This window comes from Klebsiella sp. CTHL.F3a, from assembly GCF_019890895.1.
Taxonomy (GTDB): domain Bacteria; phylum Pseudomonadota; class Gammaproteobacteria; order Enterobacterales; family Enterobacteriaceae; genus Klebsiella; species Klebsiella grimontii.
Genome location: NZ_CP082360.1, coordinates 5,188,925 through 5,208,532, shown reverse-complemented (window position 1 = coordinate 5,208,532; position 19,608 = coordinate 5,188,925). Strand labels below are relative to the sequence as shown.

The 19,608-nt window shown below is 59.9% G+C and carries 20 protein-coding genes and 1 pseudogene; 7 read left to right on the top strand and 14 right to left on the bottom strand.

The window, feature by feature from the left end; genetic code table 11:
• Positions 1-9: 9 nt before the first annotated feature.
• The 11 genes and pseudogenes from hpaB to K7H21_RS29430 form a co-directional block, all read right to left on the bottom strand.
• Positions 10-1,572, bottom strand: coding sequence for a 4-hydroxyphenylacetate 3-monooxygenase, oxygenase component (gene hpaB, locus K7H21_RS24395; protein WP_223035420.1), 1,563 nt, complete (start codon positions 1,570-1,572; stop codon positions 10-12).
• A gap of 361 nt (positions 1,573-1,933) precedes the next feature.
• The gene (hpaA, locus tag K7H21_RS24390; protein WP_049123205.1) at positions 1,934-2,824 is read right to left on the bottom strand and encodes a 4-hydroxyphenylacetate catabolism regulatory protein HpaA; all 891 of its coding nucleotides are present in this window, start codon (positions 2,822-2,824) and stop codon (positions 1,934-1,936) included.
• A gap of 9 nt (positions 2,825-2,833) precedes the next feature.
• Positions 2,834-4,210, bottom strand: coding sequence for a 4-hydroxyphenylacetate permease (gene hpaX, locus K7H21_RS24385; RefSeq protein WP_049123204.1), 1,377 nt, complete (start codon positions 4,208-4,210; stop codon positions 2,834-2,836).
• Positions 4,211-4,279: 69 nt separating this feature from the next.
• A complete protein-coding gene (hpaI, locus tag K7H21_RS24380; RefSeq protein ID WP_004128608.1) occupies positions 4,280-5,071 on the bottom strand; it encodes a 4-hydroxy-2-oxoheptanedioate aldolase in 792 nt (263 codons plus the stop codon).
• Between the two features lie 10 nt (positions 5,072-5,081).
• A complete protein-coding gene (gene hpaH / locus K7H21_RS24375) occupies positions 5,082-5,885 on the bottom strand; it encodes a 2-oxo-hept-4-ene-1,7-dioate hydratase (protein ID WP_049115400.1) in 804 nt (267 codons plus the stop codon).
• Between the two features lie 135 nt (positions 5,886-6,020).
• The gene (locus tag K7H21_RS24370) at positions 6,021-6,401 is read right to left on the bottom strand and encodes a 5-carboxymethyl-2-hydroxymuconate Delta-isomerase (protein ID WP_087828583.1); all 381 of its coding nucleotides are present in this window, start codon (positions 6,399-6,401) and stop codon (positions 6,021-6,023) included.
• A 12-nt stretch (positions 6,402-6,413) separates the two neighbouring features.
• Positions 6,414-7,271 (bottom strand): 3,4-dihydroxyphenylacetate 2,3-dioxygenase, encoded by an 858-nt coding sequence (gene hpaD, locus K7H21_RS24365; protein ID WP_004128612.1) that lies wholly within the window; start codon positions 7,269-7,271, stop codon positions 6,414-6,416.
• A gap of 1 nt (position 7,272) precedes the next feature.
• Positions 7,273-8,739, bottom strand: coding sequence for a 5-carboxymethyl-2-hydroxymuconate semialdehyde dehydrogenase (gene hpaE, locus K7H21_RS24360; protein WP_223035419.1), 1,467 nt, complete (start codon positions 8,737-8,739; stop codon positions 7,273-7,275).
• A complete protein-coding gene (locus K7H21_RS24355; RefSeq protein ID WP_142445032.1) occupies positions 8,736-9,500 on the bottom strand; it encodes a fumarylacetoacetate hydrolase family protein in 765 nt (254 codons plus the stop codon). Before K7H21_RS24355 ends, hpaE begins: the two co-directional genes overlap by 4 nt.
• Entirely contained in the window at positions 9,497-10,129 is a 633-nt protein-coding gene (locus tag K7H21_RS24350) for a fumarylacetoacetate hydrolase family protein (RefSeq protein ID WP_004128618.1), read from the bottom strand. The genes K7H21_RS24355 and K7H21_RS24350 overlap by 4 nt, the downstream gene beginning before the upstream one ends.
• A 56-nt stretch (positions 10,130-10,185) precedes the next feature.
• A pseudogene (locus K7H21_RS29430) lies at positions 10,186-10,260 on the bottom strand (hypothetical protein); the annotation flags it as partial.
• Positions 10,261-10,413: 153 nt separating this feature from the next.
• Here K7H21_RS29430 and hpaR point away from each other — a divergent pair.
• Positions 10,414-10,851, top strand: a complete 438-nt coding sequence (hpaR, locus tag K7H21_RS24345; RefSeq protein ID WP_004128621.1) for a homoprotocatechuate degradation operon regulator HpaR — start codon at positions 10,414-10,416, stop codon at positions 10,849-10,851.
• 118 nt (positions 10,852-10,969) lie between these two features.
• Here the strand turns inward: hpaR and K7H21_RS24340 are convergent, their stop codons facing one another.
• Positions 10,970-12,184: an amino acid deaminase gene (locus K7H21_RS24340; RefSeq protein WP_004128623.1), complete on the bottom strand. Its 1,215-nt coding sequence runs from the start codon at positions 12,182-12,184 to the stop codon at positions 10,970-10,972.
• A 200-nt stretch (positions 12,185-12,384) separates the two neighbouring features.
• Between K7H21_RS24340 and K7H21_RS24335 the strand changes: the two genes are divergently transcribed.
• The 5 genes from K7H21_RS24335 to K7H21_RS24315 all read left to right on the top strand — a co-directional run bounded on the left by K7H21_RS24335 (position 12,385) and on the right by K7H21_RS24315 (position 17,275).
• Entirely contained in the window at positions 12,385-13,824 is a 1,440-nt protein-coding gene (locus tag K7H21_RS24335) for an N-acyl-D-amino-acid deacylase family protein (protein ID WP_142467923.1), read from the top strand.
• 10 nt (positions 13,825-13,834) lie between these two features.
• A complete protein-coding gene (locus K7H21_RS24330; protein ID WP_049114121.1) occupies positions 13,835-14,227 on the top strand; it encodes a RidA family protein in 393 nt (130 codons plus the stop codon).
• A gap of 102 nt (positions 14,228-14,329) precedes the next feature.
• Entirely contained in the window at positions 14,330-15,817 is a 1,488-nt protein-coding gene (locus K7H21_RS24325; protein WP_087828588.1) for a sodium:solute symporter family protein, read from the top strand.
• On the top strand, positions 15,814-16,686 hold the full coding sequence (locus K7H21_RS24320; protein ID WP_004128628.1) for a 2-dehydro-3-deoxygalactonokinase: 873 nt from the start codon (positions 15,814-15,816) through the stop codon (positions 16,684-16,686). Before K7H21_RS24325 ends, K7H21_RS24320 begins: the two co-directional genes overlap by 4 nt.
• Positions 16,673-17,275, top strand: coding sequence for a 2-dehydro-3-deoxy-6-phosphogalactonate aldolase (locus K7H21_RS24315; protein ID WP_004128629.1), 603 nt, complete (start codon positions 16,673-16,675; stop codon positions 17,273-17,275). The genes K7H21_RS24320 and K7H21_RS24315 overlap by 14 nt, the downstream gene beginning before the upstream one ends.
• On the opposite strand, the gene K7H21_RS24310 is transcribed toward K7H21_RS24315, so the two are convergent.
• Both K7H21_RS24310 and K7H21_RS24305 read right to left on the bottom strand, forming a co-directional pair.
• Entirely contained in the window at positions 17,272-18,135 is an 864-nt protein-coding gene (locus K7H21_RS24310) for a MurR/RpiR family transcriptional regulator (RefSeq protein ID WP_004128630.1), read from the bottom strand. The genes K7H21_RS24315 and K7H21_RS24310 overlap by 4 nt on opposite strands.
• A gap of 70 nt (positions 18,136-18,205) precedes the next feature.
• Positions 18,206-18,739: a GNAT family N-acetyltransferase gene (locus K7H21_RS24305; protein WP_004128631.1), complete on the bottom strand. Its 534-nt coding sequence runs from the start codon at positions 18,737-18,739 to the stop codon at positions 18,206-18,208.
• Between the two features lie 32 nt (positions 18,740-18,771).
• On the opposite strand from K7H21_RS24305, the gene K7H21_RS24300 reads away from it, so the two are divergent.
• A complete protein-coding gene (locus K7H21_RS24300; protein ID WP_223035418.1) occupies positions 18,772-19,608 on the top strand; it encodes a GNAT family N-acetyltransferase in 837 nt (278 codons plus the stop codon).

Here is a 19,608-nt window from a genome sequence, read left to right as displayed (position 1 = left end):
CCGCTGCCGTTATTTCAGCAGCTTATCCAGCATGTTGATATCGGTATTGTTGTGCAGATGCGGCACCGTCCAGCCGTTCTGGTCGTACTCGGACAGGCAGCGATCCACCATCGCCATCATTTTGTCCATGTTGCCGGAGCTCTGCGCCTGACGCAGGCACTGCAGGCGAATTTCATCCTGGCTACCTGAGTAGTTGATTTCGTACAGTTCGTGGCGACCACCAAACTCGCTGCCGATCGCATCCCACATCAGTTTGAGGATCTTGATACGCTCGACGTGATCCATGCCGTTCGATCCGCGCACGTATTTCGCCAGATATTCGTTGATCTGCGGGTTGTTGAGATCGCGGGCGCTGGACGGCAGATAGATCAGGCCGCTGGTGACGTTGCGTTCAATAATGTTTTTGATTTTGGCGTAGGCCATCGGCGCCATCACGCGATAGGTTTGCAGCGCGGCGTGATCCGGCAGATACGCACCGTTAACCCACGGCGTCGCTTCGGCGCACATCGAGTCGCTCAACGCCCAGAACATATTGCGCCAGGCTACCACTTCGCCGAGATCCGCCTGTACGCCGCGGAACTCCAGGGTGCCGGTGCACTCCAGCGAGCGCTTCAGCAGGGCGGTGATGAAATCGAGCTTCACGGCCAGACGTACGCAGGCCTGGAGCGGATACATGCGGGCGAAACCGCCTTCCATCGTCCAGCGACGGCAGCGATCGAAATCGCGATAAATCAGCACGTTTTCCCATGGGATCAGTACATTATCCATCACCAGGATCGCATCGTTTTCGTCGAAGCGGCTGGAGAGCGGATAGTCGTACGGCGATCCGGTTGCTCCGGCGACCAGTTCATAGGAGGCGCGGGAGATAAGCTTAACGCCTTCGGCATCCATCGGCGCGACGAACATCAGCGCGAAGTCCGGGTTCTCGCCCATCACCTGTGCCGAGCCGAAGCCGATCATGTTGTAGTGGGTCAGCGCCGAGTTGGTGGCGACCACTTTCGCGCCGCTGACGATGATCCCGGCGTCGGTCTCTTTTTCCAGCTTGATATAAACATCTTTCACTTCGTCCGCCGGCTTATGGCGATCGATCGGCGGGTTGACGATGGCGTGGTTAAAGTACAGGCCGGTTTCCTGGATGCGGGTGTACCAGTTACGGGCGTTCTGTTCAAACTGGCCGTAAAACGCCGGGTTGGCGCCGAGCGCGCAGCCGAAGGCGGCTTTGTAGTCGGGGGTGCGGCCCATCCAGCCGTAGCTCAGGCGCGACCATTCAGCGATGGCGTCGCGCTGCTGGCGCAGATCGTCGGCGCTTTTCGCGACGCGGAAGAACTTGTGGGTATAGCCGCCGCTGCCGGTATCGGTGCCCCAGCACAGGGTATCCTGCAGCTCGGGTTTATGCAGCGCATCGTACATCTGGGCGACGGAGGCAGCGGCGTTGCGGAACGCCGGGTGGCTGGTCACGTCTTTAACGCGTTCACCGTAGATATAGATTTCGCGGCCGTCCTGCAGGCTCTTCAGGTACTCTTCACTGGTTAACGGGCGTTTAGCGTCTGCACGGAAATTTTCAGGTTTCATAGGTGACCTCTTCAGTATTAATCGGAATGTGATGTTAAATTTATGTTTTGTTTTTGTTGTTCAATTGAAGCGGTTAACGCGCCTTTCGTGAAGAGACTTTTAGGTCAACGGTCGGTACTTTTCAGGCGGGGTTGGGTTATGTGATCGGGGTTGGTTTTTCTATTTTCCTGCCTGGCTCCCCGGTGAACCGACAACAAGCCGGGGCGGGTTTTGAATTTGTACCCCGGACAGATGCGCGGCCTCGTCTCCGGGAAATTCAGCGACTCTGCGCTCTGCTCCCGGGGGTGGCGCCTGGCGCGCCTTGCCCGGGCTACCGCCTTTCAGACGGCTGCCGACTCGCCGTGCCGTCCAGGGAACGATCCTAAGACACCGGTACTTTTTGCATTCTGAACGCGCTCGGCGAACAGCCCGTCAGGCGGTTAAAAAAGCGGGCGAAATAGGCCGGATCTTTAAAGCCCAGCTGCCAGGCTATTTCACCGATCGTACTGTCGGAGAAGAGCAGTAATCGCCTGGCCTCGCGCAACTGCCTGTCGAAAATCAGCCGCTTGGGCGGTCGGTTAGCGAAGCGGCGGCAAATATCGGTTAACCGGGATTCGGTCAGATGCAGCTCGCAGGCGTAATCTGGTACCGTCCAGTGCTGGTGGTAGTGGCTATCGATCAACTGGTTAAAACGCTGGAACAGCTTGAGCTCGCCGCGTATCCCGCTGGCCGCATGATCGTCAAGCTTCGCGTTGCGCAGTAGCAGGGTGAATACCGCCTGCGCCAGCAGCGTCAGGGTGTGTTCCCGCCCCGGCAGCTGCGAGGTCGATTCCCGTTCAATCAGCCGCCAGTAGTGCGCCAGCGCAGCCAGCTCATCGGGCTTATCGGCCAGCGACAGGCAGATGCCCGGCAGGCCGAAGGCCTCCCGCGTGCCGGGATAGAGCACCTCCAGCAGCGGCCAGACCAGATCCTCGCGCACCGTCAGCACGTGACCATCGCTATCGGACTCGGTGATAAAAGCGTGCGGCACCGAGGGCGGCGTCAGGACAAACAGCGGCGCCTGCACCGAGTAGCGATGATCGTCGAGCTGTAGCTCAATCTGCCCGGTATCGAGAAAGTGCATCTGAAAATACTGGTCGTGGCGGTGCGCCTGCATATCACGGCCAAAGAACTCCGCCATCCGGGCAAAGGATTGATAATGCACCTCTTCCGTCCCCAGACTCTCATCGTACTCTTTATTCATATCGATATTGGTAACAGGGCTCTGGCACATAGCGGCTCCCTACGGCGTCGCGCGCGGACGCGATCCTTTCATCGGAATCGCCCAGATAATTACCGCGCCGATGACCAGCAGGGCGGCGACGAACCACAGACCGCTGCTGAAGCTGCCGGTAACATCCTTCAGCCAGCCAATCATAAAGGGGCTGAGCGCCGATCCGATATTGCCGGTCGCATTGATCACCGCGATGCCGATCGCTCTGGCGCGCAGGCTGATCGACTGATCCGGCGTGGTCCAGAAAATGGCCATCGCGCTAAACGATCCGGTGGAGGCCATCACGATCCCGAGCAGCTGGATCAGGTTGTGATCGGTGGCCGACGCCAGCAGCCAGCCCGCCGCGGCGAACAGGAACGGCAGGGCGGTGTGGTGCTTACGCTCCTGGTGTTTATCGGAGTGGCGGCTCCAGTAGATCATCCCGAGAATGGTACAAATCTGCGGGATCGCCGCCAGCAGGCCGATGGTGATATTGCTGCTGCTTTCGTTAAAGCTTTTGAGGATCTGCGGCGTCCAGATGCTGATCGCGCTGAGCGTATTGGTCAGGCAAAAATAGGCCAGGGTGTACATCAGCACGATCGGCGTGAACACTTCCCGCCACAGGCTGCGCTGCTGCATGGCGTGATGGCTGATCGCCCCTTCCGGCTGGACCAGCGTCAGGCGGTCGTTGTCCATCATCTCCTGCAGGCATTTTTTATCTTCTGCGGTCAGCCATTTGGCCTTCGACGGCGAATCGTCCAGCCAGAACCAGACCATAATTCCGAGCAGCACCGACGGGAAGCCTTCCAGCAGGAACAGCCACTGCCAGCCGTGCAGATTCAACAGGCCGTCCATCGACAAGATATAGCCTGAAACAATCGACCCCAGCGCGGTGGTCACCGGCATCGCGATCATAAACAGCGCGTTGGCGCGGGCGCGGAAAAAGGCCGGGAACCAGTAGGTCAGATAGAGCAGAATACCGGGCAGGAAACCGGCCTCGGTGATCCCCACCAGCATGCGCAGGATATAGAGGCTATTCGGCCCGGTCGCGAACATGGTGGCGGTGGAGGCGATGCCCCACAGCACCATGATGGTGGCGATCCAGCGTCGTGCGCCGACGATGCTGAGCATCACGTTGCTGGGAATGCCGAAAATCACGTAGGTCGCGTAAAAAAGGGTAGTGGCAAGGCCGAACATGGTGGCGTTAAGGCCCAGATCCTGCCCCATGGTCAGCCCGGCAAAGCCGATATTGATGCGATCTAAAAACGAAAAGATAAACAGCACGAACAAAAACACGATCAGGCGACGAAAGAGCTTGTTGATAACCGACTGCTGCTGCGCCGTCAGCTGTTTGTGCTGATTAGCCGGATCGAACTTTTCCGGGATGGCAGATGATGTATCGCTCATTATCATTTTCCTCTAATGGGAATTTTGTAGGGTACTGCGGGTTGCCGGGTGGCGCTGCGCCACCTGGCGTTAATAGACGCCTGACGAACCCTCGGCGGTTTTTTCCGCGCCAAATCGGGCCGCCAGCGCTTCCGCGCCGCGGGCCAGCAGGGTGGTATCGACGCCGACGGCGACGAACAGCGCGCCGAGCTGCAGGTAGCGCTTCGCCAGCGGTTCGCTGGCCATCAGGATCCCCGGCGCTTTGCCCGCCGCGCGAATTTGCCCGATGGCGCGCTCAATGGCGGCCTGCACTTCCGGATGCTGCGGGTTGCCGCTGAAGCCCATATCGGCGCTCAGATCCGCCGGGCCGATAAACACGCCGTCCACGCCCTCGACATCGAGGATCTGCGGCAGATTGTTGAGCGCTTCGCGAGTTTCGATCTGCACCAGCACGCACATCGCGTCGTTGGCCTGATGGAGATAATCCGGGACACGGTTCCAGCGCGAGGCGCGGGCCAGCGCGCTGCCGACGCCGCGAATACCCGCGGGCGGATAGCGGGTGGCTTTCACCGCCAGCCGCGCTTCGTCGGCGTTCTGCACCATGGGTACCAGCAGGGTTTGCGCGCCGATATCCAGCAGCTGTTTAATCTGCACCGGGTCGTTCCACGAGGGGCGTACCACCGGCTGGCTGGGGTAAGGAGCGATCGCCTGCAGCTGGGTCAGTATCGTCTGCACGCTGTTTGGCGCATGCTCGCCGTCGATCAGCAGCCAGTCGAATCCGGCCCCGGCCAGCAGCTCGGCGCTGTAGCTGCTGGTCAGCCCCAGCCACAGGCCAATCTGCGGACGACCCGCTTTTAAGGCGTCTTTAAAGGCGTTATTCATCATGTTTCTCCTAGACAAACCGGCAGCTGATCGCGCCCATGTTGCCGTAGTCGACGTGGAAGGTGTCGCCCTTGCGCGCCGGTACCGGGCGCGTAAAGGAGCCGCCGAGAATAATCTGCCCGGCCTCCAGCTGGACGTCGTACGGCGCCAGCTTGTTCGCCAGCCAGGCTACGCCGTTGGCCGGGTGATTCAGTACCCCTGCGGCGACGCCGGTCTCTTCAATCACGCCGTTGCGATAGAGCAGGGCGGCGATCCAGCGTAGATCCAGCTCGTCGGGTTTAATCGGGCGACCGCCGAGGATCACTCCGGCGTTGGCGGCGTTATCGGAGATGGTGTCGAAGACTTTACGCGGACGCTGGGTTTCCGGGTCGATGTTGTGGCAGCGGGCGTCAATCAGCTCCAGCGCCGGGATCACGTAGTCGGTGGCGTTATAGACGTCGAACAGGGTGCAGTTGGGGCCACGTAACGGTTTGGCCAGCACGAAGGCCAACTCCACTTCGATACGCGGGACGATAAAGCGGTCGGTGGGGATGTCGCCGCCGTCATGGAAAAACATATCGTCCAGCAGCGCGCCGTAGTCCGGTTCGCTTATCTGCGAGCTGGCCTGCATCGCTTTTGAGGTCAGGCCGATTTTATGCCCTTTCAGCACGCGGCCTTCGGCGATTTTCATATTTACCCATTCGCGCTGTACGGCGTAGGCGTCTTCGATGGTGATCGTCGGGTGATCCAGCGAGATGGCGCGGATCTGTTCGCGCTGTTTTTCCGCCTGGTTTAGCCGCTGGGCGATCAGGGTATGGGTATGTTTATCGAGCATAGTCGCTTCCTGTTACGTCATTCGGTGCTGCTGCGCCGGGGGGCGACGCTGGCGCGTCTTACCCGGCCTGTGGTTTGTGGCAGTGCTTGTTTTCTCCCTCTCCCTAAAGAGGAGAGGGGACTGGCCGGGCGCACGCTATGTAAACAAGGCGTGCACGTTGTTCTGCTTGTAGTTCAGCGTCGGGTGCAGTTCATCGAGCTCAAACGACAGCGCCAGGTAGCGGCTCTTCATCAGCGCGGCGAAATGGGCTTTGATCAGCGTGAACAGCATATCGCCCACGTCCTGGCGGCTCTCCAGGCTGCGCCCAGCGCCAATCTTTAGCGTCATATGCACAAAGGCGTAATCGTGCTGGCCGTCGGCCATCTGCCAGGTATCCAGCCAGATGGCGCGGCTGCGAATGCCGCCGATGGGAAAGATGCCGGTCGCCGCCAGCGCGTCGTTCACTTTGCTGAACAGACCTGATAAATCAGCCTGCTCGCGGATGTTGTCGGTACATTCAGCGATAAAATGCGGCATTCTGCGCTCTCCTTAAGCCGTTTCCGGCAGCGGGAAGACGGCGTTGACCTGACCGGTGCCGGAGCTGGCGAACAGCTCGGTGATAAATTCCACTTTGCCGTCGTATTTATCCCAGCCCAGCAGGCCCAGCAGCATCACCGTGTCGTGCATATTGCCTTCGCCGTAGCAGTAGTCGGCGTACTCCGGCAGCATGGTGCAGAACTCTTTGAATTTGCCTTCGCGCCACAGCTTCACGACCCGTTCGTCCATCTGGTGATCGAACTCGCGGGTATAGCTGTTCATCCCCTCTTCGGCGCGCTGGTCGTCGATAAAACGGTGCGACAGCGAGCCGCTGGCAAAGACCGCCACGGTGCCGTCATATTTCTCGATAGCCTTAAGAATGGCTTCGCCCAGCCTGCGGCTGTCGGCAAAATCATGAACGGTACAGAACGCCGAGATAGAGACCACTTTGAAATGCTTATCGCTGTTCATATAGCGCATGGGCACCAGGGTGCCGTACTCCAGCTTCAGGCTCGGAATGTTGTGCGCTTTAGCGCGGACGCCGAGCTTGACCGCTTCGTCGGCGATCAGGTGGCCGAGCGCCGGATTACCGTCGTAGTCGTAGGTCATGTCGCGAATAAAATGCGGCAACTCGTTGCTGGTATAGACGCCCTGGAAATGGTCAGCGCAGTTGATGTGGTAGGCGCTGTTGACCAGCCAGTGGGTATCAAAGACGATGATGGTATCCACGCCCAGTTCGCGGCACCGCTTGCCGATTTCTTTATGCCCATCGATGGCTCCCTGGCGGCAGCCGTGGTTTTTACCCGGCAGCTCAGAAAGATACATCGACGGCACGTGAGTGATTTTTGCTGCTAACGCTAACTTTCCCATATCAGACTCCCCATTTTGGGATCGGATGGTCGCCCATCGAGATGCAGACGTTTTTCATTTCAGCGAACACTTCAAAGCTATATTCGCCGCCTTCGCGGCCGGTGCCGGAGGCCTTCACGCCGCCGAAAGGCTGACGCAGGTCGCGGACGTTCTGGGTGTTGACGAACACCATTCCGGCTTCGATGCCGCGCGCCAGACGCAGCACCTTGCTGACGTCCTGGGTCCAGATATAAGAGGCGAGGCCATACTCCACATCGTTGGCCAGGCGCAGACCTTCCGCCTCGTCTTTAAACGGCAACAGGCAGGCTACCGGGCCAAAAATCTCTTCCTGCGCTACGCGCATGCGGTTATCGACGTCCGCCAGCACCGTTGGCCGCAGGAAGTTGCCGTTTCTCAGATGGGCGGGCAGATCGGTCGGTTTATCCGCGCCGCCGGCCAGCAGGGTCGCCCCTTCTTCAATGCCGAGGCGGATATAGCCGGAAACTTTCTCCCAGTGCTGCTGGCTAATCAGCGCGCCCACCTGGGTGTTCGGGTCGGTCGGGTCGCCGACGCGCAGGCGGTTCGCCCGCTCGGCGAAGCGTTTAACGAACTCGGGGTAGATGCTCTGCTGAATGAAAATACGCGAACCGGCTGTGCAGCGTTCGCCGTTGATTGAGAAAATGGTGAACAGCGCGGCGTCCAGGGCGCGCTCAATATCGGCGTCTTCGAAAATCAGCACCGGCGATTTGCCGCCCAGCTCCATGGAGTACTTTTTCAGGCCGGCGTTTTTCATGATGTTGCGGCCGGTGGCGGTACCGCCGGTAAACGATACCGCGCGCACGTCATGGTGGCGGACTAGCGCATCGCCAGCGGTGGCGCCATAGCCCTGCACCACGTTGAGCACGCCAGGCGGGATCCCGGCTTCCAGCGCCAGCTCGCCCAGGCGGTCGGCGGTTAACGGCGACAGCTCGGACATCTTCAGCACCGCGGTATTGCCTAGCGCGAGGCATGGCGCTACCTTCCAGGTGGCGGTCATAAACGGCACGTTCCACGGCGACACCAGCGCGCAAACGCCGACCGGCTGCACGAGGGTGTAGTTGAGCATCTTGTCGTCAACCGGGTAGGTCTTGCCGTTCATCTGCTGGCAAACCTCGGCGAAGAATTCGAAGTTGTGCGAGGCGCGCGGGATCAGCACGTTTTTGGTCTGGTGGATCGGCAGGCCGGTATCGGCGGTCTCCATGGCGGCGATCTCCGGGACGTTCTGGTCGATCAGATCCCCCAGCCGACGCATCAGGCGCGCGCGCTCTTTCATCGGCAGATTGGCCCATTTCGGAAACGCCTCTTTCGCCGCGACCACCGCCTGATTCACCTCGTCGGCGCCGCCGGAGGCGACTTCCGCCAGCACTTCGCCGGTCGCCGGGTTGGTGGTATGGAAATACTCCGCGGCGGCGACGTTTTTGCCGTTGATCCAATGGTTAATTTTTTTCATGACAGCTTCTCCTCATATTCCTGCTGGCTGATGATGCGGTTGACCAGGCGGCCGACGCCCTCCACTTCGACGATCACTTCATCGCCCGGCACTACGTCCGATAGCCCTTTAGGCGTGCCGGTGGCGATCATGTCGCCCGGCTGCAGGGTCATAAATTCGCTGAGGTAAGCGATCAGGAACGGAATGCTGAAGATCAGATCGGCGGTGGTGCCCTGTTGGCGCAGTTCGCCGTTGACCCAGGTGCACAGCGCCAGGTTATGCGGATCCGGGATCGCCTCTTTACTGACGATCCACGGGCCGAGCGGCGTCAGAGTGTCGCGGCTTTTGACCCGCAGGTTGGGGCGATAGTAGTTTTCCAGGTAGTCGCGGATGGCGTAGTCGTTGCAGACGGTGTAGCCAGCTACGTACGCCATGGCGTCGGCTTCGGCGACCTTACGCGCGGTTTTGCCGATCACCACCACCAGTTCCGCCTCGTAATGCATGTACTCGACGTTATCCGGGCGCACCGAATCCTGGCGGTGGCCGATAAAGGTGTTGGGCGCTTTGATAAATACCAGCGGCTCCGTTGGCGGCGTAAACGCCAGCTCGCTGGCGTGATCGGCGTAGTTCAGTCCCAGTGCGAACAGGGTGCCGTCGGCGGGCGGCAGCCAGCGAAACTCGCCTTCCTGAAGCAGACTGCCGTTAGCGAGCTTGACCTGACCGCGTTCATTAACCTGGACATCGTACCGCTGTCCCTGCCACTCAATACGTGCCTGTTTCATGCCAGCTCTCCTTCAGCAACCACCGGGTTTTCCAGCGCCGGGAAACCCTCGGCGAGAAGGCGTACGCGATCGCCGGGGCGCAGCGTAACGCGGGTGTGGGGCGTACCGATCAGAATCGCATCGCCGGGATTGAGGGTGGCGAATTCGCTCAGGGCGCTCAGCAACTCGGCGGCGGAGCGCTGAAGATCGGCGGTATTCCAGCTGTCCGCTTCGCGACCGTTGATTTCGGTGATGATGGTCAGGTTATCGACGTTGCTGAGCGGCGCGAGGGCGCCCAGCGGGCAGAATCCGTCGCGGCATTTGGCTTTGATGGCCGGACGATAGAAGCTCTCTTCCGGCAGGCTGACGTCGTTGGCCAGCGCGTATCCGGCAATATAATTGGCGGCTTCTTCCGCGGCGACTTTACGCGCGGTTTTCCCGACGATCAGGGCGACGGTAGCGCCGCTCTGCACGGTTTCACCGTCCGGATAGGGGATACTCTCGCCGTCGCCGATCACGGTGTTGCGCGGTTTGATAAACCAGACCGCGGTCTTCGGCGGGGTTTTATAGGGAGCCTGTTGGAACGCTTCGCGCCAGGCGTCGAGCTGGCTGCGGTGGTTAAGCGCCACGGCGAAGATGGTGCCTTTCATTGACCACTCCTCTGCTACAGATTTGGGAATAACAAATTTCATTAATATGTTAATGATCATCTTTTATGCTTTGCGGGAAGGTTTGGCAAACAGAAGTGAATGTTTTGTGATCGGATTAACAATATATTTACAGGTTTTTAATTTATCCGTTTTAAATCAATTGGTAATGAAATTTAGTTGTACCATCTGGTACTTTTCACTGGCAGAAACCGGTTGCCTTCTGCGGCAATTAAGGCTAATTATTAACTTATTAACAGATGAGAGATTTCATTCAGAGGTATGTGATGCATGATTCGTTAACTATCGCGCTGCTGCAGGCGCGGGAAGCGGCGATGGCCCACTTTCGGCCCATCGTTAAACGCCACAATCTGACCGAGCAGCAGTGGCGTATCGTGCGGATCCTCGCCGAAAATCCGTCGATGGATTTTCACGACCTGGCCTTTCGCGCCTGTATTTTACGCCCGAGCCTGACCGGCATCCTGACCCGTATGGAACGCGACGGCCTGGTGCTGCGCTTAAAGCCGGTTAACGATCAGCGCAAGCTCTACGTTTCGCTGACCCCGGCGGGCCTAAAGCTGTATGAAAGCGCCCAGGCCCAGGTCGAAGAAGCCTATCGCCAGATAGAAGCCGAGTTTACCGTCGAAAAAATGCGCCAGCTTACCGCGCTGCTGGAGGAGTTTATCGCCCTGGGGAATGGAGCGCAGGGAGAGGAAGAGGCGTAATGCGTTGTCCGCGCGAAAAACATCCCGGAGGCGGTGCTGGCGCACCTGTCCGGGCTACGGGTTCACAGTCTGGTAGCCCGGACAGGCGCAGCGCGCCGCCTCCGGGAGAAAGCGTCCTTCAGAACAAGGTATCGAGCTCTTCCAGCACGTTATACTGCTCATCCACCAGCAGCAGGGTTTTCCATTTATCAAACGTCAGGCACGGGTGCGAGGTGCCGAACACCAGAATATCGCCGACCTGCACGTCGCTGCCCGGTTCAAGGCGCAGCATGCAGTGCTGATCCATGATCCCGACGCTTTCGATCCCCTGCGCGGACAGCTGCTCACCGTGGCGATACCTGGCGATCGGCTGCGGCAGCCCGGCGTCGAAGGCGCAGTCGCGTTTACCGAAGTTGACCACCGCGCGATCCGCTTCCGGCACCGACTGGACCATCGCCATCAGCTCCAGCGCCGAGGTTAAATCGCCGCCCAGATCGCAGGCGATCGGATCGCGCGCCACCAGCGCTTTCTGTGCGGCATCGTAGATCCCCCGATCGTGGGTGATATAGCAGCCGGGGCGGATAACGATTCGACACTGCGCCGGTTTCTTCGCCGCCAGCCAGATATTGCACACCACGTCATACCAGACGGTGCCCGCGCCGGTAAGGACAAACTCGCCCTCCACCAGCGGCGCCATCCGACAGGCCAAATCGGCGGCCTGGCGCAGCAGAGCCTCCACCTGCGGCTGCGGATCGTCGCCGTGCAGCACCCCTTCATACAGCTCTAGCCCGCGCAGCTTCAGCCCCGGAAGGTCCGCGACGGCCTGCGCCAGGGCCAGCGCATCCTCCACGCTGCGGCAGCCGCAGCGCCCGCCGGCCACGCCCAGCTCAATCAGCACGTCCAGCGTTTGTTGCCGTTCGCTGAAAAAGGCCGACAGCGCGTGGGCGTTGGCGAGGCTATCGATGCAGCAGATAAAATCCGCTGCCCGGTAATGCGCCTTCAGCCGCGAAACCGCCTGCATATTCGCCCTACCGACCAACTGATTAACCATTAACACGCGCTCAACGCCGCTGGCCATCGCCGCGCCGGCCTGCCAGGCGCTGCCTACGCCGATCCCCCATGCCCCCGCCCGCTGCTGCGCCTGAAAAATCCACGGCGTCATCGTCGTTTTGCCGTGCGGCGCCAGCGAGACGCCGCGCGCGTCGGCATAGCGTTGCATCCAGGCGATGTTATTTTCCAGCGCCGTTTTTTTCAGCAACGCGGCGGGCAGGCAAATATCTTCCGCCAGCAGATTTGCCGGTTCGGACATCACGGCGGCTTTATGCGGAATAAGCGTATCGGAATGGTATTTCATAACACTATCCTTTTAGGGTTTATGATCGGATTAAGTTAGGTATCAATTCTAATTTATTGAAAAATAATAATATTATTGTTTGTTTTTATCGTTAATGAATAAAAGTATCATAATTTGATCTGGTTTTTGCGTAGTTTTCCACTGTTTTTCCGCCTTGTAAATGGTTAACTTGTCGACAGAGTTGAGAGGGAGTAATTGCGATGAAAGTTAATTGGCTTTTCAAAAACGTCACGGTCATTGACGGCAGCGGCGGACCGCAGTTTCGCGGCGACGTGGCGGTGAAGGGCGATCGGATTGTGGATATGGCCCCGGCGCTAAACCTGCCGGCGGAGCAGGTGATTGACGGGCAGGGGCGCGTGCTGGCGCCCGGATTTATCGATGTGCATACCCATGACGATATTAACGTCATCCGTATGCCGGCGTATTTGCCGAAGCTGAGCCAGGGGGTGACAACGGTGATTGTCGGCAACTGCGGGATCAGCGCGGCGACGGCGACCCTGCGCGACGGTGTGCCTGACCCGATGAATCTGCTGGGCGAGCAGGAGCACTTTATTTATCCCACCGTGGACGCTTACGCCCACGCGGTGGAGGCGGCGAAGCCTTCATTAAACGTTGGCACGCTGATTGGCCATACCGCGCTGCGTAATAACCATATGGACGATCTATTTCGTCCTGCGACGGAAACCGAGATTGCCGGGATGCGGGTGCAATTGCGCGACGCGCTGCGCCAGGGGGCGCTTGGCCTGAGCAGCGGGCTGGCCTACGCCAGCGCGTTTCAATCCACTACCGAAGAGGTGATGGCGCTGGCCGAGGAGCTGGCGACAGAGGGGGGAATTTATACCACCCACCTGCGTTCGGAGTTCGAACCGATTCTCGAGGCGCTCGACGAGGCGTTCCGCATTGGCCGCCACGGTAACGTACCGGTGGTGGTATCGCACCATAAGTGCGCCGGCGCGAAAAACTGGGGTCGCACGAAGGAGACGCTGGCTTTCTTCGATGAGATGCGCCAGCGCCAGGAGATCGCCTGCGACTGCTACCCGTACTCTGCCAGCTCATCGACGCTGGATATGAAGCAGGTGACCGATGAGTTCGACATCGTCATCACCTGGTCGGAAGCGCAACCGGAACAGGCCGGGAAAACCCTGCAGCAAATTGCCGACGGCTGGCAGGTTAGCCTGCATGAGGCGGCGGCGCGGCTGATGCCCGCCGGGGCCATTTACTACAACATGGATGAGCAGGACGTACGGCGGGTACTTAGTTATCCGGTGACCATGATTGGCTCCGATGGTCTGCCGAACGATCCGATGCCGCACCCGCGGCTGTGGGGCGCTTTCCCGCGGGTCCTGGGCCACTACAGCCGCGATGAACGGCTGTTTCCGCTGACCACCGCTATTCACAAAATGACCGGGCTGTCGGCGGCGCGTTTCCAGCTGGCGGATCGCGGGCTGGTGAAAGTGGGCTACTTCGCCGATCTGGTGCTGTTCGATCCGCAGACGGTGCGCGATGTCGCCAGCTTCTCCGACCCGAAACAACCGGCGGACGGTATTGAGGCGGTGATGGTCAACGGCGTGATGAGCTACGGCAGCGATAAAAAGATTATCGGGCGCGCGGGGCGTTTCCTGCGTCGCCAAATGAACTGAGGAGTGAAAGATGAGTATTAAACGTTATGGCGTGGAAGGCGGTACCGGGACTGGCGGGCAGCATCTGCCGTTCGCGCGCGCGGTGGAGGCGGGGGGCTGGCTGTATGTATCCGGCCAGACGCCGATGAAGGACGGTGAAGTGGTGGAAGGCGGGATTGTCGACCAGTCGCGCCTGGCGATTCAGAACTGCGTGGATATCATGAGCGAAGCGGGCTACAGCCTGGCCGACGTGGTGCATGTTAAAGTGATCCTCACCGATTCACGCTATTTTCAGTCTTTCAACAAAGTGTTCCGCGAGTTTTTTGGCGACAACCCGCCTGCCCGTATCTGCTGCGTAGCGGACCTGGTGGTGGATTGTAAAGTCGAAGTGGATGTGACCTGTTATAACGCGGCTCGCGTATAAAAATTTATTCATCAGAAATATAAACAGGATTTTGAGCGCTGAATTCATTCAGCGCTCCGTAGCCTTTTACCTTTTACATACTCAACTGGCAGGATGTGAATCATGAATAGTCATGTCTTTTTAGTCGGCTTTATTATTTACGCGTTGGCCATGATTTGGCTTGGCTGGTACGTGTCGCGTAATCAAAAAAGCGGTGAAGATTTTTTACTCGGCGGCCGTTCCTTACCGCTGTTTCTGACGCTGGGTTCCACCGTGGCGACCATGGTGGGAACCGGTTCAAGCATGGGCGCCGTAGGCTTCGGCTACAGCAACGGCTGGGCCGGTATGCTGTACGGCGTGGGCGGGGCCATCGGTATTCTGCTGGTGGCCTGGCTTTTCGCGCCGGTGCGTAAACTCCGTTTTATGACCATGAGCGAAGAGCTCTCATATTATACCGGCGGCAGCCATTTAATTAAAAATATCGTCGGTATAATGATATTTATTGCCTCGATTGGCTGGCTGGGGGCCCATATTCTCGGCGGCAGCATGTATTTATCCTGGGCCACAGGAATAAATCTGACGCTGGCAAAAATTATTATCGCTCTGGCGTTTGCGATTTACGTGATTATTGGCGGGTATTCTGCGGTGGTGTGGACGGATACCATTCAGGCATTAATTCTGTTTTTCGGTTTTATCCTGATGGCGATTCTGGCCGTGGTTCATGTGGGGGGATGGGATGCCATTGTTCAGGCGATGGATCCTAAGGCGATGAGCCTGTTTGCCGTTGACAAGCTCGGGGTGATACCGGCGCTATCGCTGGCCATGGTCATCGGCGTCGGCGTATTGGCGACCCCTTCCTATCGTCAGCGTATCTACTCGGGGAAAGATGTCTCTTCGGTACGCCGCTCGTTTGTCTATACCGGCGTGTTGTATCTGTTTTTCTCGGTACTGCCGGCGATTATCGGCATGGCGGCATGGACGATGAACCCCCATCTGGAGAACAGCAATTACGCCTTCCTGTTCGCCACCAGTTTCCTGCCGGCGACGCTGGGGCTGGTGGTGCTGATTGCCGGACTTTCCGCCACCATGTCTTCGGCCAGCTCCGATGCGATAGCCGCCGTGGCCATCATGATGCGCGATGTCTATACCCTCGTTACCGGCAAGATGCCGCCGGAGAACAGGGCGATAACCCTCTCCCGCTGGATGCTGGCGTTCGTGATTGGCCTGGCGATGATTTTCGCCCTGACCTCGAACGATATCATCAGCTATATCACCAAAATGATCTCCATGCTGATGTCCGGGCTGTTCGTCTGTTCGATTCTGGGCCGCTTCTGGCTGCGCTTTAACTGGCAGGGCGCGTTAACGGCGCTGCTGAGCGGCATGCTGGTCTCTATTGTGGTTCTGATTAAGGCCGACTGGCTGGCTTACTGGGGCAACCCGTGTATACCGTCCGTCGTCGGCAGCTTCGTTTCCGCTGTTTTTGTCACGTTAATGACGCCTGCCAGCAAAATCAGCCGTCAGCAAGCGCTGGAGATGATTACCCAGGAGCGGGAAGGGCAGGCGGCGCCGGCGAAAACGACGGTGGTGCCGGCCTCAGGAGACGCGCAATGAGGGACTATATTGCCGTCGACTGGGGGTCCACCCAGCTGCGTGGCTGGCTGATTCGCAACGCTCAGTGCATCGAAACGAAGCAGCTGCCGCTGGGCATCACCCGCCTGAACGGGCGGGCGCCCGCCGACGTATTCGAGGAGCATTTGGCGCCCTGGCGCGGCGCGGCGACGCTGCCGGTGCTGATGGCCGGGATGATCGGCAGCGATGCGGGCTGGCAATCGGTGCCCTATCTTGCCTGCCCGGCGGCGATTGACGCGCCGGGGCAGCAGCTTTGCGCCGTGGCGGAAGGCGTGTGGATTATTCCCGGCCTCAAGATGGATCAGGCCGGGGATTACAACGTGATGCGCGGCGAAGAGACGCAGCTGCTGGGGGCCTGGCAGCTGGCGCCGGCGGAGTGTTACGTGCTGCCGGGCACCCACTGTAAATGGGTGCAGGTGGAGGACGGCGCGGTGCGCCATTTTGCCACGGCGATGACCGGAGAACTGCATCATCTGCTGATGGCGCAGTCGCTGCTCGGCAAAGGGCTACCGGCCCAGCAGACGGACGAGGCGGCGTTTGAGCGAGGGCTGGAAAAAGGGCTGGCGCAGCCGTCGTTGGTGAGCGAACTTTTTGTCGCAAGGGCGGCCAGGGTACTCGGGGCGCTGGCGGCGACCTCGGTCAGCGACTATCTCTCCGGTCTGCTGATTGGCGCGGAGGTGGCCGTCATGGGCCAGCGTTACCGTACCTCCGCCGTCACGCTGGTTGGCGACCCGGCGCTGAACGCTCGCTATCGCCGGGCGATGATAGCGCGTGGAATGACGGTTAACAGCTGCAGCGGCGATGAGGCATTGCTGAACGGCATGGCGAGGATAATGCATGGACAAGATTAAACTGGTGGCGATTTTACGCGGTATCCGCCCCGCTGAGGCGGCGGAGCATATTGCGACGCTGGTGGGCGAGGGCTTCCGCTATATTGAAATCCCGCTTAATTCACCGGACTGGCGGCAGAGCATTCCGCAGATGGTCGCACGTTTTGGCGAACAAGCGGTGATTGGCGCGGGAACGGTGCTTAAGGTTGAACAGGTCGATTTTCTGGCCGACGCCGGGGCGAAGCTTATCGTGACGCCGAATACTCAGCCGGAGGTGATTCGCCGGGCGGTGGCGCGCGGAATGCGGGTCTGCGCCGGATGCGCCACGGCGACCGAGGCGTTTAGCGCGCTGGACGCCGGTGCGCAGTGGCTGAAAATTTTCCCGTCTTCCGCATTCGGCCCGGACTACATTCGGGCGCTGAAAGCAGTACTGCCGCCGGAGGTACCGGTGCTGGCGGTCGGCGGCGTGACGCCGGAGAATCTGGCGAGCTGGGTGCGAGCGGGATGCGCTGGCGCTGGTCTGGGAAGCGATCTTTATCGCGCCGGGCAGGCCGTGGAGCGTACCCGTCAGCAGGCGGAGAGGTTTATCGCCGCCGCCCGCTGCGCTTAATCGCCCAGCGGCTGGCGGTCAACGCCGCCGCGGTGGCTGTCGAGCGCCAGCTTAATGCGGCGTAGTCTGCCTTTTGCCTGGGTCTTGTTGGCCATCGCCAGTTCGGTGGCCAGCACGTCAACCATCGCCAGCATCGCATAGCGCGAAGTGCTGGGCTTGAAGATATAGTCGTTTTCGCGCACCAGCAGCGGCAGAACCAGATCTGCCTGCTCCGCCAGCGGCGTCCCGGCAGGGGTAATCGCAATCACCTTCGCGCCGTACTGGCTGGCAATCGCCGCGCTTTCAATGATTTCCTGGGTATAGCCGCCTAAGGACAGCACGATAACCACATCCTTTGGCGTGACCGCCGAGCTCATCATGCGCACCAGCAGACCGTCGTTCTGACTGACCACCGGCAGGCCGAGGCGAAACAGGCGATACTGGATTTCCTGAGCGCAGATGGTGGAGCCGCCGCCCATGCCGAGGGCCAGAATCTGCCGCGCGTCGCTCAGCCAGCCGACCGCGCGTTTCAGCGCCTCAAGATCCAGCGCCCGCCGGTTGGTCTCCAGCACGCCGATGATCGACTCGTAGATCCCCTGTACGCCTTCAAGGTCCGGCACATCGAGGATAAATCGCTGCCCGACCGCGAGGGATTGCGCGAGCTTCATCTTCAGCTCGCGGACGTCTTTGCAGCCCAGCGCCCGGGCAAAGCGGGTGACCGAGGCCTGGCTGGTATGGGTCAGACGCGCCATCTCGGCGATGGGCAGCTCCGCCGCCGCCGCGACATCATCGAGAATAAACTGCGCGATGCGCTTTTCGGTCGCCGTCAGTTCAACAAAGCGATCGGTAATGCAGGAAATGATATCGATTGACCAGGACATACGGGTATCAACGGGTTAATTTGGAATGATACTTTGTACCATATTCAGGCGCTGAAAGCAGCGCCGAAGGCTACAGCGCTAAGCGCATGGCGCAGCGCGTTTCCGGCGCCAGCCCGTGTTCCGTCTCCAGATCTCTTTTCGCCGCCAGCCCTGCCGGTAGCCTTAGCTCGTTCAGCATTGAAAATCCGAGGCGCGTGTAGAATGGCGCGTTCCACGGCACGTCGCGGAAGGTGGTGAGCGTGACCGCCGGATACGCCGCCTGGCGGGCTGACTTTATTACCTGCTCCAGCATCATGCGGCCAACGCCTCGCCCCTGCCACGCCTGATGGACGGCGATCTCAACGATAAACAGCGCATCGTCCAGCGGTTCGGTCAGCACGAAGCCGATCGGTTGGTCATCGGCCACGGCCAGCAGGCTGTGGTCCGTTTCGAGAAACAGCCGGTGGCGCTCGGGGCTTATCACATCGCTTTCCGCCAGCCAGGCCAGCGCCGGGATCTGGCGGAAAGCCTGGGCCGCCGAGCGCTCAATCGCGGGCAGGAGGGGAATATCGTTCTCCTCAGTCAGGCGTAACGTCGCGGCGGCGGTTATAGTGTTAGTTTTCATCACCTCAGCATAGCAGCCTCCGGGAGAAATGTATGGAGCTTACCGCCGTTCCCGCCACTCAGTTCAGCATTGAGCAACTGACAACGATCCTCAGCGACTGTTTCGAAGATTACCTCGTTCCCGTCACGCTGTCGGTGGAGGTTTTTGTCCAGCGTTTTAGCGCCGAAGGGCTGAGCCTGCTGGATTCTCGCGTCTGGCTGGAGGGTGATGTCCCCGCCGCGATAGCGGTCGTCGCCCGACGCGGCGATGAAGCCCGACTGGCGGCGTTCGCAGTGCGGCCTGCGTATCGCGGAAAGGGCGTTGGCCGCCGGCTGATGACGCCGCTTATCCACGTGCTGCGCGAGCAGGGCGTACGGCGGATGTGGCTGGAGGTTATCCGCGATAACCATGCCGCGGTGGCGCTGTATCAATCGCTGGGCTTCGAGGTGCGGCACGGGCTGTGCGGCTATCTGAGCGCGCAGGCCGCGAGCGAGGAGTCATCCATATTGCAGGAGTATGACGTGCTGGCGCTGACGCGCAGGGCCGGCGCCGAGATTAACGGTCAGCTGCCGTGGCTGATGGACCCGCTCACCTTCAGCACCCTCCCGTGCCGGGCGTTGAGCCTTCATCAGCAGGCTTTCGCCGTGCTGGCGACCTTAACCAGCAGGCCGCAGCTGCAGTTTTTATGGGTCGATCCCGCCGCCCGCGGGCGCGGACTGGGACAGGAAATGCTGATGGCGCTCGCCCGTCGGTTTCCCGGCCTCGGTACGTCGGTGACTATCCCGGAGCGCTTTACGCCGCTGTTTCACGCCGCCGGCTATACGCCCATGGCATTAAAACAGTATGAGATGAGCGCGACCTTGAGCGCCCTGCCGCCAGCAGGGCGTTAA

Coding starts and splice junctions, on each gene's coding strand:
- hpaB (WP_223035420.1), bottom strand. CDS start 1,572: ATGAAACCTGAAAATTTCCGTGCAGACGCTAAACGCCCGTTAACCAGT.
- hpaA (WP_049123205.1), bottom strand. CDS start 2,824: ATGTGCCAGAGCCCTGTTACCAATATCGATATGAATAAAGAGTACGAT.
- hpaX (WP_049123204.1), bottom strand. CDS start 4,210: ATGAGCGATACATCATCTGCCATCCCGGAAAAGTTCGATCCGGCTAAT.
- hpaI (WP_004128608.1), bottom strand. CDS start 5,071: ATGAATAACGCCTTTAAAGACGCCTTAAAAGCGGGTCGTCCGCAGATT.
- hpaH (WP_049115400.1), bottom strand. CDS start 5,885: ATGCTCGATAAACATACCCATACCCTGATCGCCCAGCGGCTAAACCAG.
- K7H21_RS24370 (WP_087828583.1), bottom strand. CDS start 6,401: ATGCCGCATTTTATCGCTGAATGTACCGACAACATCCGCGAGCAGGCT.
- hpaD (WP_004128612.1), bottom strand. CDS start 7,271: ATGGGAAAGTTAGCGTTAGCAGCAAAAATCACTCACGTGCCGTCGATG.
- hpaE (WP_223035419.1), bottom strand. CDS start 8,739: ATGAAAAAAATTAACCATTGGATCAACGGCAAAAACGTCGCCGCCGCG.
- K7H21_RS24355 (WP_142445032.1), bottom strand. CDS start 9,500: ATGAAACAGGCACGTATTGAGTGGCAGGGACAGCGGTACGATGTCCAG.
- K7H21_RS24350 (WP_004128618.1), bottom strand. CDS start 10,129: ATGAAAGGCACCATCTTCGCCGTGGCGCTTAACCACCGCAGCCAGCTC.
- hpaR (WP_004128621.1), top strand. CDS start 10,414: ATGCATGATTCGTTAACTATCGCGCTGCTGCAGGCGCGGGAAGCGGCG.
- K7H21_RS24340 (WP_004128623.1), bottom strand. CDS start 12,184: ATGAAATACCATTCCGATACGCTTATTCCGCATAAAGCCGCCGTGATG.
- K7H21_RS24335 (WP_142467923.1), top strand. CDS start 12,385: ATGAAAGTTAATTGGCTTTTCAAAAACGTCACGGTCATTGACGGCAGC.
- K7H21_RS24330 (WP_049114121.1), top strand. CDS start 13,835: ATGAGTATTAAACGTTATGGCGTGGAAGGCGGTACCGGGACTGGCGGG.
- K7H21_RS24325 (WP_087828588.1), top strand. CDS start 14,330: ATGAATAGTCATGTCTTTTTAGTCGGCTTTATTATTTACGCGTTGGCC.
- K7H21_RS24320 (WP_004128628.1), top strand. CDS start 15,814: ATGAGGGACTATATTGCCGTCGACTGGGGGTCCACCCAGCTGCGTGGC.
- K7H21_RS24315 (WP_004128629.1), top strand. CDS start 16,673: ATGGACAAGATTAAACTGGTGGCGATTTTACGCGGTATCCGCCCCGCT.
- K7H21_RS24310 (WP_004128630.1), bottom strand. CDS start 18,135: ATGTCCTGGTCAATCGATATCATTTCCTGCATTACCGATCGCTTTGTT.
- K7H21_RS24305 (WP_004128631.1), bottom strand. CDS start 18,739: ATGAAAACTAACACTATAACCGCCGCCGCGACGTTACGCCTGACTGAG.
- K7H21_RS24300 (WP_223035418.1), top strand. CDS start 18,772: ATGGAGCTTACCGCCGTTCCCGCCACTCAGTTCAGCATTGAGCAACTG.